The following is an 18,653-nucleotide window of genomic DNA, read 5'->3' as shown; positions in this document are numbered from 1 at the left end:
ACTTTATGAGATTTTAATTAATAAATATCTCTAAGACACATAGCTCCCTTTATTAGGGTTTCCATTCCTACTTTCACAAGAAATAACAAAATATGTTAAATAAATTCTACAAAAAAATAATTGCAAGAAAGAAAGTTACCGAACTGCAGAAATCATTTCATAAATTTAATGATGACGAGTTAATAAAGTTATATTTCAGCGAGTCTTTTTATCTCGAAACATACAAAGATATTGCTGAAGCAGGAATTGACGCTTTTGAGCATTATATGAACTACGGGTGGAAGGAAATGCGCGATCCATCACCTGTGTTCAATACATCTTTTTATCTTCTAGAGCATGAAGATGTAAGTAAATCAAATATAAATCCATTGAAACACTATGCGTTATGGGGAAGAAATGAAAATAGGAAAATTAAATACAGTAATTCTGTTAACCGACCTCTAGAAACACCGAGTGGTCTCTACGAGGATAGTTATTTCGAACAATTCTCTACTGCTAGCGGCGGACGCTCACCACTTTATGCTCCATTAATGCAGCGAGATGTAAAAGTTGCAGAATGTGATACTCGATTTATTGCTTTTTATCTGCCTCAATTTCATCCATTTGAAGAGAATAATAATTGGTGGGGTAAAGGATTTACTGAATGGACAAATGTGTCTAAAGCTACTCCGCAATTCAGTGGACATTATCAACCAAGGTTGCCAGGTGAATTAGGATTTTATGATTTACGCTTAACTGAAAATATGCATAGGCAGGTTGAACTAGCAAAAAAATATGGTGTAAGTGCATTTTGTTTCCATTATTACTGGTTTGACGGTAAGAAATTGATGGATGAGCCTATAGATAATTTTTTAAACGACTCTAGCATCGATTTTCCATTTTGTTTATGTTGGGCTAATGAGAATTGGACAAGACGCTGGGATGGAGCAGAACATGATGTCTTGATCGGACAAAACCATAGTGATGAAGATAATATTGCTGTCTTTTATGATCTGCTGCGATATTTTAAGGATTCTCGATATGTGTCAGTGAATGGCAAGCCATTGATTGTTTTATATCGCCCAGCAATTATCCCAAATGTTGAGAAATTAGTTGCCACATGGCGTAGACTTGCTATTGAGAATGGATTGTCTGGCTTACATATTGTAGCCACTAACGCCTTCGGATTTGATGATTTCAGATCTATTAACTTTGATGCTATAGTCGAATTCCCACCACATGGCGTCGTAGTTAATAATATTAAAGACACCCTTAAGCTACTTAATAATAATTATAAAGGAAATGTTTATGACTATTCGGAAACTGTCGATTTTTGTCTTGAAAGATTAAACAAATCAGTATCTAAAAACATATCAAAGAACTATTATCCATGCGTTATGACCGGTTGGGACAACGAGGCTAGAAAACCGGGTAATGGCAATGTTTTCTTTAATGCAACTCCACTTGAATTCAATCGTTGGTTGAAAGGGGTCGATGAATGGTCGAAAAAAAATCACGCCAGCGAGGAGAATTTTGTTTTCATAAATGCATGGAATGAATGGGCGGAAGGTACATATCTTGAGCCAGACAGAAAGTTTGGTTACGCTTATCTTAACGCAATATCGAATGTTAGAGAATCTAATATAGACATTCGAGAAATAAAGCGAATCACTGACAAGCATAATTCACTAATGAAAAAAAATGGAATAAATGCTTTATATATTCACATTTTCTACGAAGATATGCTTGATGAGATTAATCTAGCAATCAATGATATAAGAAAAAAACACAATCTTGATGTTATAATATCTGTGCCGCACATCTGGAGTGTGGAAAGCGTTAAAAAAGCGATAAAAGTTATAAAACCAAATCTTATTTATGCCTTTGACAATAAAGGCCGTGATGTTCTTCCTTTTATCAAAACGGTAAAAGAAATAAATAATTTAAACTATAAATGGATATGTAAACTACACTCTAAAAAATCACCTCATATGAATAATGGGAGTTTGTGGAGAGAGCAACTTTTCCAATCATTATTATCAGAGAATATTGTAAGCCAAATATTGTCACTTTCTCCATCTTCAAAATTTGGTATTATCGCACCAATTCATAGTGTGCATTATACTAATGAATTCAATACGATGTTACATAGTTTAGAAGCCTGCAAAAAAATGATTTGCGATAATGAAATTAACGAGGAGCATTTTACCGATTTTATTGGAGGCACAATGTTCTGGTTCCACTTCCCAACTATGAAAAATATTATCGCAGACAATTTTATTCCAGAGGATTTATTTGAAGAAGATTTAGGTGCTATTGATGGTACTTTCGCTCATACAATGGAGAGACTTTTTTCTACACTATTCAAGCAAAAGGGAATGCTTCCATTTTACTTTGAATGCGACAACGACTATAACCCGTATAAATAACTATGGATAATGAAATGAAGAAAGCCGTTTGCGCGATTGCAAGGGATGAATCTATTTATATTACAGAATGGATTGCTCACAATATCTTAATAGGTTTCGATACTATTATCATTTATGATAATGGAAGCGTAGATGGAATGAGTGAAATGATTTCTATGCTTTCTAAAAAAATTGACATAAAGCATATATTATGGCCAACTACTGATGGAGCATCCCCACAACTTTCAGCTTATAATGACTGTTTGAAAAAATTTAAAAGCGACTTTGAATTTATTGCTTTCATTGATATTGATGAGTTTCTTTACCCCAAGAATTTAAACATCACCTCTTACCTTAACGAAGTTCCCACTGATATAGCAGCAATCGCAATTAATCAGCTTACATTTGGCTCTGCAAATCACGATCATTATTTTGATGATTATGTAACAAGAAGATTTAACAAATGTTCCACTTTTGATTATAGTGAAAGATTATGGTTTAAAAGCATAGTAAACCCCGCTAAAGTTAATTCATTTGTTTCGGCCCATAAAGTTTCGATTTCATCAGGTAAGTATGTATACTCGGATTTTTCAGAAGTCGAGTTCGATGAGAGATATAATGGAGCAACAAAATCAATAATTTCTGATGAAATTCAAGTGAATCATTATATATTAAAATCAAAGCAGGAGTTTTTTGAAACCAAAATGAAAAGAGGGGGTGTTTGTGCTGTTGATGCACAAGATCGAGCACAACGTTACAATACGGAGTTTTTCGAATATAGAAACCAGTTAATAAATAGAGAAACTTTCACATATCCAGACTCATACTACTCTGAAATGGATAAAATTATGCTAGACCTAAAATTAGCTGTTCAAAACACTCAATAACTATTGAATTGAAAAATATTGAAGCCAGCACTGATAAATCTATATTTAAAAAAACCACTTCTCAATATTTATCTGAGAAATCATTTAAAATTGTATGAGGCAGAGTTGTAAAGATTAAGGAATATCGGGCCTAATAGTAATTATTTAACTGCTTGAGAATTTATAATTTTGTAAAAAGATTAAAACTCAAGTATGCTGGTTTTTTTACACTTACCAGTTAATAGTGTTTTCACTAAAACTGGAAGCGCTCCTAATACGTAGCATTTGAATAATAGAGCCGTTTAACCGAAGGGAATATTTCATCTGTTAGTAAATACGATGATGTATAAAAATCGCATTCCAATAAACGTGATGCTGACTCATAAGCTATATATGGGCAATATACAATCTTTGAATATAGTAACATTAACAACTTTGTGATAGCTATAATGCTTACCTAAAATTTCGTAAGTGAATGCTGTTAGTCTTATATTAAAAAGGTACTGATTTTATAAAATAAGAGTGTATTGGATTACATTATTACGCCTTAATATTTAAAACAAACATCTATGGCGCAAATTTTTAATTTGTAAGCCACGCTTAGATATTAAAAAATAAAGAGTAGCGGTGCACATATTTATGCATAATTTAGATGAAACCTTGTATAACCAGCGAAAAATTAACTGTCAACCATGGTTACGCGGCAACGAGCAGAATAATCAACAGGAATTAATAAGAAACATCCTCAAAAAAAATGCAAATGCTGTAATAGACAATACAGCTTTTGTAGCTGAAGATGCTAATATTTTTACCTCAAAATTATATTTAGGTAGAAACTCATGGATTGCATCTGGCGCAGTAATTCGTGGGGATGTCCATATAAATGATAATTGTTCTGTAAACATCAATGCTCATTTGGCTGGAAAAATATTTTTAGGCAACGGCTGCCGTGTTGCTTCAATGGCATCTATTTACGGCTTTAATCACGGGCACGAAAGAATAGACATACACATCAAAGATCAGCCCATTACAAGCGAAGGAGTAACTCTCGGAAATGATGTTTGGGTTGGAGCAAATGCCGTCATTCTAGATGGCGTTGAAATTGGTGATCATAGTATTATTGCAGCAGGATCAGTAGTTACTAAATCTTTTCCTTCATATTCAATCATTGCAGGCAACCCTGCTAAAAGGATAAAAGATCGCCGAAAATACCCACTAGCTATTTTTAAATTGGAAGAAAAGCATTCAGAAATCAAATATAATTTTGACATGACTTTTAATTCTTATATTTCATGCCAAAATGGTTTATGCATAAGAGGATGGATGTCACATCCGGATATAAACAACATAATAATTAAAACAGGAACTATGTCGCATATTTGTGCTATCAATGATGAAAAAATGGATATAGCTAAAAAAACCATCTCCTCTGAAAATAGCCAAATAAATCACATTAAACACGGATTCGATTACATTGTCGAATTAAGTAATATTTACAATATCTATGCTCAAACATCCACTCATTTAATTCACGTTGCAGACATTATATTAGAAGAAACTATCGATGATTAAAATACTGATAATTGGTGCAAATAATTTTTTAGTCATACGTTAAGCCAGTATTTCCTAAACATGAATGAACATAACATAGGTAGCATCGAGACTATCAATGGTTAGTGCTCTATCGATCATAAGAAAGCAAGGCTAGTAGCATTAGAAGGAAGCTCAGCTCTACTCTTTATCAATTAATGTTGAGTAAGCCGAAGGTTCTCGCCCAAAAAATAATTTGCAGTTAGGTATAGAACGATTCGGTTCATGGTTCATGGTTCATGGTTCATGGTTCATGGTTCATGGTTCATGGTTCATGGTTCATGGTTCATGAGAATACCATAAATTATAAGCCACTCATTCTATTGGCCGATTTTTATATTAACGTTAATAATTAACTCTATATAATTACTTCATTTAAGCGATTCAAAGATGATTATTACTATTGCCGGTACCGGTTATGTTGGTCTATCAAATGCAGTACTTTTGGCACAGCATCATGAAGTCATTGCCCTGGATGTAATCTCTTCGAAAGTCGAAAAGATCAACCAACGCCAGTCCCCTATCGCCGACAAAGAACTTGAAGACTACTTAGCCAACAAGCCTCTTAATCTTCGGGCAACGCTTGAAAAAGTTGAAGCCTACCAGCACGCCGAATTCGTCATTATCGCTACTCCGACTGATTACGATCCAAAGACGAACTACTTCAATACCAGCACCGTCGAAGCAGTCATTCGCGATGTGATGAGTATTAACCCGCAGACAGTTATGGTCATCAAGTCCACCATTCCGGTGGGCTTTACCGAGCGCATGCGTCAGGAATTAGGTACCGAGAACCTGATTTTTTCACCTGAGTTCCTGCGCGAGGGGCGTGCTCTGTATGACAACCTCTATCCGTCACGTATCGTGGTAGGTGAATGCAGCGAACGTGCACAGCGTTTTGCCGATCTGCTGAAAGAAGGTGCCATTAAGAAAGATGTGCAGGTACTGTTAACGGGCAGTACCGAAGCCGAGGCCATTAAGCTGTTTGCCAATACCTATCTCGCTATGCGTGTTGCCTATTTCAACGAGCTAGATACTTATGCTCAGTCTCATGGTTTGGATAGCCGTCAGATTATCGAGGGTATCGGTCTAGATCCGCGTATTGGCACACACTATAACAATCCTTCGTTTGGCTATGGCGGCTACTGTCTGCCTAAAGACACCAAGCAGCTGTTGGCGAACTATCATGAAGTGCCGAACAACCTGATCCGCGCGATTGTCGATGCAAATACCACCCGTAAGGATTTTATTGCCGACAGCGTGATCTCCCGCCAGCCAAAAGTCGTGGGGATTCACCGTCTGGTCATGAAAGCGGGTTCCGATAACTTCCGCTCTTCCGCCATTCAGGGGATTATGAAGCGGATAAAAGCTAAAGGGATCGAGGTCATCGTTTTTGAGCCAACTATCAAAGAGGACACCTTCTTTAATTCCCACGTCATTCGTGACCTCGCTGAATTTAAGATCATCAGTGATGTGATCCTCTGCAACAGAATGGCCAGCGAATTAGCTGACGTGGCCGAAAAAGTCTTCACGCGCGATCTGTTTGGTTCGGATTAAGATGCACTAATAAATAAGGGTTTATTCCTTTTTATTCACAATGAACACGGGTAATACTGTCACCCGCTATTGACTGAGAATGCATTTTGAAATTATTTGTTGCTGCAATCGTTAAAAACGAAATGAATGCCCTTCTGGAATGGATTGCTTATCACAGGGTTGTAGGCGTAAGCGGGTTTATTATTGCGGATAACGGCAGTAATGATGGTTCGCGTGCTTTTCTTGACGGACTTGAGAGACTAGGTGTTGTGACCGTAATCGACTTTCCAACTGTCGGAGAACAAAAGCCGCAGTTACCTGCTTATGAACATATTTTACGCAGTTGCAGCCCAGATATCGATTTATTGGCTTTTATTGATGCCGACGAATTCTTAGTGCCACTTGAGCCTGAGCAAAGCATAACAACCAGTCTGAGCAGATGGTTTAGCGACTCCTCAGTAAACGCCGTTGCCATGAACTGGGCGAATTTTGGTTCAAATGGCGAAGTGTTTACTGAGGAAGGGTTGGTGATAGAGCGTTTTACTCAACGCGCACCCAAAAATTTTCATGCTAATCATAATTTTAAAAGTATCGTCAGGCCCAGCATCACTAGTAGATTTAGTAACCCTCACCATGCTGAACTAGACCATGGTCGGTATATCGATGCATCAGGAAATGATCTGATTTTACACCCGAAAAATGGAAAAGGGGTTAGCGCCGAAGTAGTCTGGAGCGGCGTGCGCGTTAACCATTACGTTGTTAAATCGCTTGAAGAGTTTTTACTCGGTAAACACCTCCGCGGTAGTGCCGCTACGGCCAAACGCGTAAAACACAAAGCCTATTTCAAAGCCCACGATCGCAACGACGAAACCTGCCTGCTGGCGGCCGCCCTGGCCCCGAAAGTCAAAGCAGAAATGGCCGCGTTGCAGGCGCAGCTGGATGCCTTGCCAGAAGAAGAGAGTCCGCAGAAGAGCGACTCCTGGCTGGCGACCCGCGTTAAAAAGTTAATCGGCTAATCGACGTTTTTCCCCATATTCGACAGGAGTCAGAAGTGGCCTTCCCCACTTCCGGGTTGTGAATCCCTAATGCATAGCGATTACCACTGGCACCCTCTGGTGCTGCCAGACACCTCTTTATCCCGCGCGGGCTGGTTCCTGATCCAGGGCACCCTGCGTGCCCGCCAGCCGCGGGGTGAAACCCGTCTGCGCTGGCAGTGCAGCCAGGGGCTCTGGCATGAACAAACCCTGCCGATTACCCGTCGTGGCACCCTGCAGGAGCTGGTCTGGCTGCCGGTGGGTGCCTGTCAGGTGGGTCTGCTCGCCAGCAGCGAAGGGACGGAATGCGAACTGAATATTACCCGCTTTGCGCAAGTGTCGGCGGGCAACAGTCTCTGGCGCCGGTTGCGTCGGGTGTGGCCTTTTTATCAGCGCCTGAATGCGCAAAAGCGCAAGCGTCTGGGGCTGTCGTGGCACCTGTGGTTTACCGATTTACAGCAGGCTTACGAGCTGGTTGGCAAGATCCGCGACGACAGGCCGCTGCACGCCTACGAACACTGGCTGGCTAATTTCGATATCGTGCAGCCCGGTGAGCGCCGACTGATCGATCGTCTGCTGACCCGCTGGGGCAACCTGCCCCACGTCTGCCTGCATCTGGTGAACGGCGGCGATGAGGCGGCACGCCAGCGCACGCTGGCCAGCATCGCGGCACTCTGTTATCCGACAACGCATATCACCGTGCTGGAACAGCCGCCTGCCGCAGACAGGCCTGAGGGCGAATGGCAGTGGGCCATCCCCGTGGGGGCTGAACTGGCTCCGGCCGCGTTAGTGTGGCTGGCGCACCAGCTGCGTCAGACCCCGGACGCAAAATGGATCTACGGCGATCACGATCTGCTGGATGAAAAAGGTAAGCGCCACTCGCCGGACTTCAAGCCGGACTGGAACGAAACCCTGCTGCACAGTCAGAACTATATCGGCTGGTGTGGCCTCTGGCGGGAACAGGGCTCTGCCGCCATCCCGCAGGATGGGGCCGACAGCTATCGCGGATGGTTGCAGCTGGCCCACCAGCTCGCCCCGAAGGATATCGCGCATATCCCTGCCCTGCTGATGCACGTTCCGGACAGGCTCCCGCAGCAGGACGGGTATGAAACCTTGGCCAGCCTGCTGCAGGACCTGCCCGTTGGGGTGACGCTGGAGTCGGCTCCGCACGGCATCTGCCGCTGGCGCTGGCCGCTCCCGGCAGAGCTGCCGCGGGTATCGGTGATTATTCCCACCCGCAATGGCCTGGCGCATCTCAGGCCGTGTATTGAAAGCCTGGTGCAGCACACCCGTTATCCAAATATCGAAATCATGGTGATGGATAACCAGAGCGACGCCCCTGAAACCCTGGCCTATTTTGAACATATCACCCAGGCGTACGGGGTCCGGGTTATCGCCTGGGATCGTCCGTTTAACTACTCCGCTATCAACAATGCCGGAGTGCGCGAAGCCACAGGCGAGCTTATCTGCCTGCTCAACAACGACACCGAGGTGATCAACCCGCTGTGGCTGGATGAGATGGTCTCTCACCTGCTGCGTCCGGGCGTCGGGATAGTCGGGGCAAGGCTCTTTTACGGCGATGGCCGGGTGCAGCATGCGGGCGACGCGGTCGGGCCGGGCGGCTGTGCCGATCACTTTCACAGTGGGCTGGCCGCCGATGAACCTGGCTACCAGCGCAGGGCGGTGAGCGCCCAGGAGCTGTCGGCAGTGACGGCGGCCTGTCTGCTCACCCCTCGCCAGCTCTTTTTGTCCCTGAACGGCTTAGATGAAGTGAATCTGCCGGTGGCCTTCAACGACGTGGATTACTGTCTGCGGGTCGGCGAGGCTGGCTGGCGGATCGTCTGGACCCCCTTTGCCGAGCTGTACCACCATGAGTCGGTCTCCCGCGGCAAAGATGTCACGCCAGAACAGCTGGCTCGCTCCCAGGGTGAGCTGCGCTACATGAAAAAACGCTGGGCGCAGCGGCTCCAGCACGATCCCGCATACAATCCCAACCTGAGCTATGACCGACCCGATTTCTCGTTAAGTCATGCTCCTAATGTGGTGCTGCCATGGACGAATTAATCAGAAAGGCACTCTTTAAACCCTACCTGAAGTTGAATAAGCAAAGCAGCGAGACGCAGCCGGAGAGCTGGCCCGAGTGCCGCTCACTGTTGATTTTGCATGAGGGGAATTCACCGACGCTGGCCTATTTTGAAGCGGCAATCAGAAGTCGTTTTCCCGGCACCGTCTGTCAGCTGGTGGATACGTTGACCACGCCGTCTATCGAAGTGGATAAAGGGACCGCCATCGTGGTCATTCGCTTTATCTCCACAGAGTGGCAGCGCGAGATCGTGCGCAATATCGACGATCTCTCCCAGGTGGTCTATTTCATGGATGATGATCTGTTCGATCCATCAGCCTTAACGGCGTTGCCCAAAGCCTACCGGACCAAAATCATCCGGCGCTCTGCGGCGCAGCACCGCTGGCTCACCACCTATTGCGACACCATCTGGGTCTCGACGCCCTGGCTGGCCAACAAATATGCGCACCTGAATCCCGATGTGGTGCCCGCCCAGCCCACGCCGCGGCTGCTGGCCGTCACCCGGCCGGTAAAAATTGCTTATCACGGCTCCAGCTCGCATCAGGCAGAAAAATACTGGCTGCGGGAAGTGGTCGAGGGCGTGCTGAGCCAGTGCCCACAGGCCAGCTTCGAAATTTTTGGCGAGCACGAAATCTATAAGCTTTACCGGGACTTACCGCGTGTGACGGTTTTACACCCGATGAGCTGGCAGAACTATCTGGATTACACTCAGCATCACCGGGTTGATATTGGTCTGGCCCCGTTACTGGAGTCGGAATTTAATATGGCGCGCGGGCCGGTAAAATTTTATGATTTCGTGCGCATGGGCGCGGTGGGGGTTTACAGCAATTGCGCCCCGTACAGCGACTTTATCGAACAAAACGTCAATGGCGTGCTGCTGAACAACGATCCGCAAAAGTGGATCGATACCTTATCGCTGCTGGTTAATTCCGGGCAAAAGCGTCAGGCGCTGGCGAATAATGCGAAGGAATATACGTATTCGTTAATGCATTAACACAGGACAGAGCAGAGACTGCCTTCTGGTGACCATTTCATCCAATAGAAAAAGTAAAAAACGCTTATGAAAATTCTTGTAACCGGTGGAGCCGGTTTTATCGGTTCTGCTGTTGTTCGCCATATCATCCGTGACACTCAGGATGCGGTGATCAACCTTGATAAGCTCACCTATGCGGGCAACCTCGAATCCCTCGCCGACGTGGCCGCAAGCGACCGCTACGCCTTTGAGCAGGTAGATATCTGTAACCGTGCTGAGCTGGACCGGGTCTTTGCCACCCACCAGCCGGATGCGGTGATGCACCTGGCCGCCGAGAGCCACGTGGATCGCTCCATCACCGGCCCGGCCGATTTTATCGAAACCAATATCGTCGGCACCTACACGCTGCTCGAAGCAGCCCGCGCCTACTGGAGCGAGCTGGATGAAACCCGCAAGCAGGCGTTTCGTTTCCACCACATTTCTACCGACGAAGTGTATGGCGATCTGCCGCACCCGGATGAAGTGAGCGCAGGCACTGAGTTACCGCTGTTCACCGAAACCACCCCGTACGCGCCAAGCAGCCCGTACTCGGCGTCGAAAGCCTCCAGCGATCATCTGGTGCGCGCATGGCGTCGTACCTATGGCCTGCCGACCATCGTCACCAACTGCTCCAACAACTACGGCCCGTATCACTTCCCTGAGAAGCTGATCCCGCTGGTGATCCTCAACGCGCTGGACGGCAAGGCGCTGCCAATCTACGGCAAAGGCGATCAGATCCGCGACTGGCTGTACGTCGAAGATCACGCCCGTGCGCTCTACACCGTAGTCACCACTGGCGTGGTGGGCGAGACCTACAACATCGGCGGCCACAACGAGAAGCAGAACCTCGACGTGGTCCACACCATCTGCGACCTGCTCGACGAGATGGTGCCGAAAACCGGCTCCTACCGCGACCAGATCACCTACGTAACTGACCGCCCGGGCCACGACCGTCGCTATGCCATCGATGCCAGCAAAATGAGCCACGAGCTGAACTGGCAGCCGCAGGAGACCTTCGAGTCCGGCATCCGCAAAACCGTGCAGTGGTATCTGGATAACCAGCAGTGGGTCAACAACGTGAAAAGCGGCAGTTATCAGGACTGGATCGCGAAGAACTACCAGGAGCGCAACTGATGCATATTCTGCTGTTCGGCAAAAATGGCCAGGTGGGCTGGGAGCTGCAGCGCGCGCTGCTGCCGCTGGGACGTATTACGGCGGTAGATTTTGACTCTACCGATTACTGCGGTGACTTCAGCAACCCGGAAGGCGTGGCCGAGACCGTGCGTCTGCTGAAGCCGGACGTGATCGTCAACGCCGCCGCCCATACCGCGGTGGATAAAGCCGAGAGCGAGCGTGACTTTGCCGAGCTGCTCAACGCCACCAGCGTTGCCGCCATCGCCAAAGAGGCCGAGGCGCTGGGCGCGTGGCTGGTGCACTACTCCACCGACTACGTCTTCAACGGTAGCGGCGAAAAGCCGTGGGTCGAGACAGACCAGACCGCGCCGCTGAACGTCTACGGCGAAACCAAGCTGGCGGGCGAACAGGCCGCTGCGCTCTGCTCCCGTCATCTGATCTTCCGCACCAGCTGGGTCTATGCCGCTCGCGGCGCTAACTTCGCGAAAACCATGCTGCGTTTTGGTAAAGAGCGCAGCGAGATGTCGGTCATCAACGATCAGTTTGGTGCCCCGACCGGAGCAGAACTGCTGGCCGACTGCACCGCACATGCAATCCGTATCGCGCAGGATAAACCTGACGTGGCCGGGCTTTATCACCTGATCGCTTCCGGCACCACCACCTGGTTCGACTATGCCCAGCGCGTATTCGCCACCGCTCGTGCGGCAGACGTTGAGCTGGCCGTAACCCAGGTGAACGCCGTCCCGACCAGCGCCTTCCCGACCCCGGCAAAACGTCCGCATAACTCACGCCTCGATACCAGCAAGTTCCAGCGCACCTTCGGGATGACGCTGCCGGACTGGACTATCGGCGTGGATCGCATGCTGGCCGAAATTCTCGGGAAGTAAATGCAACCCAGGGTATGCTATGCATGCCTTGTTGTAGGGCGTTTTGCCCTCCCGGAACATGTAACCAAACAGAAGAAATGAAGGATTATGAACAAGCGTAAAGGTATTATTCTGGCCGGTGGGTCAGGGACTCGTCTCTATCCGGTCACCATGGCGGTGAGCAAACAGCTGCTGCCGATCTACGACAAACCGATGATCTACTACCCGCTGAGCACCCTGATGCTGGCAGGTATCCACGATATTCTGATCATCAGCACCCCGCAGGATACGCCGCGCTTTGAGCAACTGCTCGGCGACGGTAGTCAGTGGGGCCTGAACCTGCAGTATAAAGTGCAGCCAAGCCCGGACGGTCTGGCTCAGGCCTTTATCCTCGGTGAAGAGTTCATCGGCAGCGACGACTGCGCGCTGGTGCTGGGGGACAACATCTTCTACGGTCACGATCTGCAGAAACAGCTGGAAGCCGCCGCGGCGAAACCTGCGGGCGCCACCGTCTTTGCCTATCATGTACATGATCCTGAGCGTTATGGCGTGGTGGAGTTTGACCATGCAGGTACCGCGATCTCCCTGGAAGAGAAGCCGCTGGAACCGAAGAGCAACTATGCGGTAACCGGCCTCTACTTCTACGACAACCGCGTGGTTGAGATTGCCAAGAGCCTGAAACCGTCGCCGCGCGGCGAGCTGGAAATCACCGACGTGAACCGCATCTACCTTGAGCAGGGCGATCTGTCAGTTGCCATGATGGGCCGTGGTTATGCCTGGCTTGATACCGGCACCCATGAAAGCCTGATTGAGGCCAGCAACTTCATCCAGACCATCGAAACCCGTCAGGGGCTGAAAGTGGCCTGTCCTGAAGAGATTGCCTACCGTCTGAAGTTTATCGATGCCGACCAGGTGCGCAAATTAGCCGCGCCGCTGGCGAAGAATGCGTACGGGCAATATCTGCTGAAAATGCTCAAGTAGTCATCATCAACTCCTGGGGCGTGAAGCCCCATTTATGAATCAGGCTGTCATCATGAACGTAATTCAGACCGCAATTCCCGACGTATTTATCTTTGAGCCAAAAGTGTTTGGCGATGACCGTGGTTTCTTCTTTGAAAGCTTTAACCACCAGCAGTTCGAAGCCGCCATTGGCCGCAGCGTAAACTTCGTCCAGGACAATCATTCCAAATCCTCAAAGGGCGTGTTACGTGGCCTGCACTACCAGCTGGCGCCACATGCGCAGGGCAAACTGGTCCGTTGCGTAGCCGGTGAAGTATTCGACGTGGCGGTGGATATCCGCCAATACTCCCCGACCTTCGGTCAGTGGGTGGGCGTGCATCTGTCGGGCGAGAACAAGCGTCAGCTGTGGATCCCGGAAGGTTTCGCCCACGGCTTTATGACCCTGAGCGACACCGCAGAATTCCTGTACAAAACCACCAACTACTATGCGCCGGAGAGCGACCGCGGCATCCGCTGGAACGATGAGACCATTGGAATTACATGGCCAGAAATCGACAGCGAGATCCTCACCTCCGCCAAAGACAGCGTTGCCAAATCCTTCCCTGACGCAGAGTACTTCTGAGTCTCACGCCCCGCAGTGACGCGGGGCGTTTTCTGATGCACAGAGCGCACATGAAATTTTACACAGGTTCAGCCGGGATCCTGGCCCGAAAAGCACAGCTCGAGCCGATGCTTGGCCGCCCGCTACACGCCTTTAAAACGGGCATGCGGCTGGCGCAGGACGACGTGCTGGTCGGCTGGGGCCAGAAAGCCAATACCCGACAGATCAAACAGAAAGCCCATGATCTCGGCCTGCCATACTGGCAGCTGGAAGATGGCTTTATCGGGTATATTGGCCACCCCGCCAAAGGGGGCAAAGCCGTCTCCCTGATCGCCGATCCTGTGGGCATTTACTACGACGCTCGCCAGCCGAGCCGCCTTGAGCAGCTGATCGCCACGCCGTGTGATACCCGAATGCTGGCACGCGCCGACGCGCTCATCTCTGAACTGCTGCGCCTGGGCATCACCAAGTACAACTGTTATGCCGCCGACAGCGGCCTGCCCGACGCGCTGGCTGCCCGTCTGCACAACGACACCCGCCCTAAGGTGCTGCTGATCGACCAGGTGGCAGGGGATCTCTCCATCCCCGGTGCGCTCGCCAGCGAGGCCGATTTTATTGAGATGGTCGCGGCGGCGCGGCGTAATCACCCTGACGCCCGCCTGCTGCTGCGCACCCATCCGGATACCCGGCTGGGCAAGAAGCGCGGCGTGCTGGCGCAGATGCAGCTGGACGACGTGGAGCGGGTCACTGAGCACTGCCATCCCCATGCCCTGCTGAATGAGGTGGAGGCGGTCTACACCGTCTCCTCGCAGATGGGGTTTGAAGCCCTGCTGCTGGGCAAAGCGGTGTACTGCTTCGGCATGCCGTTCTACGCCGGCTGGGGGCTGACCCACGACAGCAAACAGTGTGAACGTCGTCAGGCCCAAATTAGCCTGCCGCAGCTGGTGGCGGCGGCGTTAATCCTCTATCCCCGCTATCTGGATCCGGTCCTGGGCCAGCGTTGCGAAGTGGAGCAGGTGCTGGAGGTCATAGCGGGTCAGCTGAACCCGGCTCCGCGCTATCGCCGTCTCTATATGGTGGGCTTCTCGCTGTGGAAGCGTGCCTTTATGCACGCCTTCTGTCAGCCGCTGGCCACGGAGCTACGCTTCGTGCGCACTCCCCCTGCACAGCTGGCCGCCGACGAGCAGGTGCTGGTCTGGGGCAGCCGTTATCCTGAGCTGGCAAACCCGATCCGGGTGGAAGATGGCTTTATCCGCTCCCGGGGGCTGGGCTCGAACCTGTGCCGCCCCTCTTCGCTCTCCATCGACCCGGTGGGGATCTACTTTGACAGCCGCCGTCCGAGCGGGCTGGAGCAGTTGCTTAATGAGCAGCCGCTCAGCGAGCAGGCGCTGGCGCGCGGTGCGGCGCTGGTGGATCTGCTCCGCCAGCATGGGGTCAGTAAATATAACGTTGGCACCGTCCAGCCCTTTACGCCGCCCGGCGATGGACGTTCGCTGGTGCTGGTGGTGGGCCAGGTCGATGGCGATGCCTCGATCCTCACCGGCAGCCCGGTGATCCGCAGCAACGAGCAGCTGCTGTGGGCGGTGCGCGCTGCCCGGCCCGAGGCGCATATCCTGTTTAAACCGCACCCGGACGTGGTGGCGGGCAACCGGGCCGGTGCCATCTCGGCCGAATGCCTGGCGAGCTGCGTGGACAGCCAGGTGCTGGATCTCGGCCTGACCAGCCTCTATCCCCATGTCGACGAGCTGCACACCATGACCTCCCTCAGCGGGTTCGAAGCGCTGGTGCAGGGGGTGAAGGTTACCACCTGGGGCCAGCCGTTCTACAGCGGCTGGGGGCTGACCGAAGATATCCACCCTGCTGAGCGCCGTCAGCGTACCCTGCCGCTGGCCGCGCTGGTCTACCTGACGCTGGTGGCCTACCCGCGTTATATCGACTGGCAGAGCGGCCTGTGGATGAGTCCGGAGCAGCTGATCCGTCAGCTGGCGGTGCAGGGAAACTCCACATCGCAGAAGGCCAGCCGCTGGCAACGCTGGCAGCTCAAGCTGAGCTATCTCGCGCAGACACTTCGCTAGCGAACTATTTATCCTGATTTATTAAAGAAAAGCGGTCATCAAGCCGTTACACACTGTTCATCAACGGACCGATCTGGGAAAAATAATGGAAGAGCAAGCTATCCGCCATCTGCTGAATGGCCGTCGATATCTGTTACTACAAGGACCGATGGGCCCCTGCTTTTCACGTCTGGCAAGCTGGTTGCAGAGCAGCCACCGTGAAGTGAAGCAGGTCTGCTTTAATGCCGGGGACTCATGGTATGCCGCGAAAGAGACCGCGCTGCACTACACCGGCTCAGTGAAGAATTTTGCCTTCTGGCTGCGCGAGTTACACAAAACCTACCCCTTCGACACCATCGTCTGTTTTGGTGACTGCCGGCCGATGCACATCGAAGCGAAGAAGTGGGCCCGCAGCAAATCCATCGATTTCCTGGCGTTTGAAGAGGGCTATTTCCGCCCGTTCTACATCACCCTGGAAAAAGGGGGCGTGAACGCCTTCTCGTCGATGCCCATCGATGCGAAGTACTATCGCGAGCAGCCGCTGCCGGAGGTAAAAAACCCGACGCCGTGGAAGCCGAGCTCCTTTAACCGTGCCGCCCATGCCATGCTCTACTATGCGGCGGGCTGGTTTGGCCGCCATCGCTACCGGGGCTACCGTCACCACAAGTCGTTCTCCCCGTGGTACGAGATGCAGTGCTGGTTCCGCGCCGGTCGCCGTAAGCTGTGGTACCGCTGGCAGCAGCGCAACATGTTGAGCCATATCACCGGCACGCTGGATAACGAATACTACCTGGCGATTTTGCAGGTCTATAACGACAGCCAGATTATTCACCATAGCCCGTATAAAGACGTGCGTGACTATATCGAAACCGTGATCCGCTCCTTTGCCCGCCATGCGTCGAAAGAGCGCCATCTGGTGTTCAAGCACCACCCGATGGATCGTGGTCACCGCTATTACGGCACCCTGATCAACAAGCTGACCGAGAAGTACGGCATTACGGGCCGGGTGATCTACGTCCACGATCTCTCCCTGCCCGCTCTGCTGACCCACACCCGGGGGGTGATCACCGTCAACAGCACCGCAGGCCTGTCGGCGTTGATCCATAACAAACCGCTCAAGGTGATGGGCAAAGCGCTGTACGACATCGAAGGGTTAACCTGGCAGGGGCCGCTGAACCAGTTCTGGCAGGCGAATTTCGCCCCGGATAAAAAGTTGTTCCAGCGTTTTCGTACTCATCTGCTCTATCACACGCAGATCAACGCCGTCTTTTACGGCAAGTCCGACTGGCTCAACATTCCGACAGAAGTCCCTCTGACGACACCGCTTGCCGATTCCGAACTCGAACGATAATTCCTCCCCACGCCGGGGAATTTGCCCCGGCGGATCCGATCTATCCCCCGCTTTTATCCCTTCGTTGCAAAAATCCCTAATGTTTATCCCGAAACTGGCCGTTATAACCTAAGACAAATTTTTATGCCCAATTCTGTACTGACATATTTTGTCAGCCGCACCGGCATAATTCACAGCAATGGTTTAAATAACGGGAAGCTAATATGACAATTCCGACCAGGAGTCGCTCGGCTGAAAGGTTGGTTGATATTCTGCTGGAGCTTCATTTACACGGCGTGGTTACCCGCCAGGCATTGATGCATAAATTTAATATTACTGAGCGCACGGTCTATCGCGATCTGAATGCACTTTCGCCCATTGTGGAACGCTGCGGAGACGGGCAGTACCGGCTTATTCATACCCGCCCGGGTCAGTCAGGTCCGGGGCTGCATCATGTCATTGCTAACTTTCTGAATGTGGATGATTTTTTCCCGGCAACGGGCCGAGAGTTCTGGGACAAGCTGGAGTCACGGGTCGAGGAAAACCATATTATGATCCTCGGCAACGATGCCGAGCGCACGGGACCCAAAGATATTCACGGCCTGTTAGCAGCCTTTGAAAAGGCGATTAAGGGTCAGCAGGTTTGCCAGATCCTGTATAAAGGAAAGTCCCGAAAGATTAATCCTTATAAAGTAATTAACAAAAAGAACATATGGTATTTACAAGCCACCGAAGAAAAACGTTTGAAATCGTTTTCTTTGAGCCTGATCCAGTGGCTGGATATTCGTAGCGAAACCTTCACGCCGGATAATGACACCCTGGACCTGCTGGAAAAAAACCTCGATCCCTGGGTCAGCGAAGAGACGTTTGAGGTAGACGTATTTATTCCCACCAGCATTGCGCACTATTTTACGCGCCGCGATCTGCTCCCTGGCCAGCAAATTCTGGCGCAAGAGCGCCAGGGGATCACCCTGCGCTGCCATGCCGCACATGAGAACCAGATCCTGCCGCTGCTCTTCTACTGGCTGCCCAACATTCAGGTGCTGGAACCGGCCTGGCTTAAGCAGAAATTTGTCGGCACCTTAGAAAACTATCTGGCCAGCGCGGAGTGAACCGCGCCTGACGGCGTGATCCCCTTCACACTATTTCCCCCTGCGACGGCGAGCCTGAACCACTCGCCCTCGCCTTTGACCGCTCATC

At 50.2% G+C, this 18,653-nt stretch carries 14 protein-coding genes; all 14 read left to right on the top strand.

Annotated features, from left to right (window positions below; translation table 11 throughout):
* The first annotated feature begins 92 nt into the window (after positions 1 to 92).
* Entirely contained in the window at positions 93 to 2,408 is a 2,316-nt protein-coding gene (locus tag M8318_RS04340) for a glycoside hydrolase family 99-like domain-containing protein (protein WP_262661092.1), read from the top strand.
* 14 nt (positions 2,409 to 2,422) lie between these two features.
* Entirely contained in the window at positions 2,423 to 3,274 is an 852-nt protein-coding gene (locus M8318_RS04335) for a glycosyltransferase family 92 protein (protein ID WP_262661091.1), read from the top strand.
* Positions 3,275 to 3,892: 618 nt separating this feature from the next.
* A complete protein-coding gene (locus M8318_RS22630) occupies positions 3,893 to 4,825 on the top strand; it encodes an acyltransferase (protein ID WP_269468301.1) in 933 nt (310 codons plus the stop codon).
* Positions 4,826 to 5,233: 408 nt separating this feature from the next.
* A complete protein-coding gene (locus M8318_RS04320; protein ID WP_262661090.1) occupies positions 5,234 to 6,400 on the top strand; it encodes a nucleotide sugar dehydrogenase in 1,167 nt (388 codons plus the stop codon).
* Between the two features lie 86 nt (positions 6,401 to 6,486).
* On the top strand, positions 6,487 to 7,395 hold the full coding sequence (locus tag M8318_RS04315) for a glycosyltransferase family 92 protein (RefSeq protein ID WP_262661089.1): 909 nt from the start codon (positions 6,487 to 6,489) through the stop codon (positions 7,393 to 7,395).
* A 69-nt stretch (positions 7,396 to 7,464) separates the two neighbouring features.
* The gene (locus M8318_RS04310; RefSeq protein WP_262661088.1) at positions 7,465 to 9,477 is read left to right on the top strand and encodes a glycosyltransferase family 2 protein; all 2,013 of its coding nucleotides are present in this window, start codon (positions 7,465 to 7,467) and stop codon (positions 9,475 to 9,477) included.
* Positions 9,465 to 10,490 (top strand): glycosyltransferase family protein, encoded by a 1,026-nt coding sequence (locus tag M8318_RS04305; protein WP_262661087.1) that lies wholly within the window; start codon positions 9,465 to 9,467, stop codon positions 10,488 to 10,490. The genes M8318_RS04310 and M8318_RS04305 overlap by 13 nt, the downstream gene beginning before the upstream one ends.
* Positions 10,491 to 10,556: 66 nt before the next feature.
* Positions 10,557 to 11,642, top strand: a complete 1,086-nt coding sequence (gene rfbB, locus M8318_RS04300) for a dTDP-glucose 4,6-dehydratase (RefSeq protein WP_262661086.1) — start codon at positions 10,557 to 10,559, stop codon at positions 11,640 to 11,642.
* Positions 11,642 to 12,529, top strand: a complete 888-nt coding sequence (gene rfbD / locus M8318_RS04295; RefSeq protein ID WP_262661085.1) for a dTDP-4-dehydrorhamnose reductase — start codon at positions 11,642 to 11,644, stop codon at positions 12,527 to 12,529. The genes rfbB and rfbD overlap by 1 nt, the downstream gene beginning before the upstream one ends.
* A gap of 87 nt (positions 12,530 to 12,616) precedes the next feature.
* On the top strand, positions 12,617 to 13,489 hold the full coding sequence (rfbA, locus tag M8318_RS04290) for a glucose-1-phosphate thymidylyltransferase RfbA (RefSeq protein ID WP_262661084.1): 873 nt from the start codon (positions 12,617 to 12,619) through the stop codon (positions 13,487 to 13,489).
* A 52-nt stretch (positions 13,490 to 13,541) separates the two neighbouring features.
* On the top strand, positions 13,542 to 14,090 hold the full coding sequence (gene rfbC / locus M8318_RS04285; RefSeq protein WP_262661083.1) for a dTDP-4-dehydrorhamnose 3,5-epimerase: 549 nt from the start codon (positions 13,542 to 13,544) through the stop codon (positions 14,088 to 14,090).
* Positions 14,091 to 14,140: 50 nt separating this feature from the next.
* Positions 14,141 to 16,144 carry a capsular polysaccharide biosynthesis protein gene (locus M8318_RS04280; RefSeq protein WP_262661082.1) on the top strand — a complete coding sequence of 668 codons (2,004 nt, stop codon included), beginning with the start codon at positions 14,141 to 14,143 and terminating at the stop codon, positions 16,142 to 16,144.
* Between the two features lie 85 nt (positions 16,145 to 16,229).
* On the top strand, positions 16,230 to 17,474 hold the full coding sequence (locus tag M8318_RS04275; protein ID WP_262661081.1) for a capsule biosynthesis protein: 1,245 nt from the start codon (positions 16,230 to 16,232) through the stop codon (positions 17,472 to 17,474).
* Between the two features lie 203 nt (positions 17,475 to 17,677).
* Positions 17,678 to 18,565: a helix-turn-helix transcriptional regulator gene (locus tag M8318_RS04270; RefSeq protein WP_262661080.1), complete on the top strand. Its 888-nt coding sequence runs from the start codon at positions 17,678 to 17,680 to the stop codon at positions 18,563 to 18,565.
* Positions 18,566 to 18,653: the final 88 nt, after the last annotated feature.

The sequence above is a fragment of the Leclercia tamurae genome (genome assembly GCF_025566055.1).
GTDB lineage: Bacteria > Pseudomonadota > Gammaproteobacteria > Enterobacterales > Enterobacteriaceae > Enterobacter > Enterobacter tamurae.
The sequence above is the reverse complement of the archived record's forward strand: the minus strand, read 5'-3'. Positions and strand labels throughout refer to the sequence as shown.

What these genes read in the sequence shown, in the direction of transcription:
- M8318_RS04340 (WP_262661092.1), top strand. Translation starts at nt 93, where the DNA reads ATGTTAAATAAATTCTACAAAAAAATAATTGCAAGAAAGAAAGTTACC.
- M8318_RS04335 (WP_262661091.1), top strand. Translation starts at nt 2,423, where the DNA reads ATGAAGAAAGCCGTTTGCGCGATTGCAAGGGATGAATCTATTTATATT.
- M8318_RS22630 (WP_269468301.1), top strand. Translation starts at nt 3,893, where the DNA reads ATGCATAATTTAGATGAAACCTTGTATAACCAGCGAAAAATTAACTGT.
- M8318_RS04320 (WP_262661090.1), top strand. Translation starts at nt 5,234, where the DNA reads ATGATTATTACTATTGCCGGTACCGGTTATGTTGGTCTATCAAATGCA.
- M8318_RS04310 (WP_262661088.1), top strand. Translation starts at nt 7,465, where the DNA reads ATGCATAGCGATTACCACTGGCACCCTCTGGTGCTGCCAGACACCTCT.
- M8318_RS04305 (WP_262661087.1), top strand. Translation starts at nt 9,465, where the DNA reads ATGGACGAATTAATCAGAAAGGCACTCTTTAAACCCTACCTGAAGTTG.
- rfbB (WP_262661086.1), top strand. Translation starts at nt 10,557, where the DNA reads ATGAAAATTCTTGTAACCGGTGGAGCCGGTTTTATCGGTTCTGCTGTT.
- rfbD (WP_262661085.1), top strand. Translation starts at nt 11,642, where the DNA reads ATGCATATTCTGCTGTTCGGCAAAAATGGCCAGGTGGGCTGGGAGCTG.
- rfbA (WP_262661084.1), top strand. Translation starts at nt 12,617, where the DNA reads ATGAACAAGCGTAAAGGTATTATTCTGGCCGGTGGGTCAGGGACTCGT.
- rfbC (WP_262661083.1), top strand. Translation starts at nt 13,542, where the DNA reads ATGAACGTAATTCAGACCGCAATTCCCGACGTATTTATCTTTGAGCCA.
- M8318_RS04280 (WP_262661082.1), top strand. Translation starts at nt 14,141, where the DNA reads ATGAAATTTTACACAGGTTCAGCCGGGATCCTGGCCCGAAAAGCACAG.
- M8318_RS04275 (WP_262661081.1), top strand. Translation starts at nt 16,230, where the DNA reads ATGGAAGAGCAAGCTATCCGCCATCTGCTGAATGGCCGTCGATATCTG.
- M8318_RS04270 (WP_262661080.1), top strand. Translation starts at nt 17,678, where the DNA reads ATGACAATTCCGACCAGGAGTCGCTCGGCTGAAAGGTTGGTTGATATT.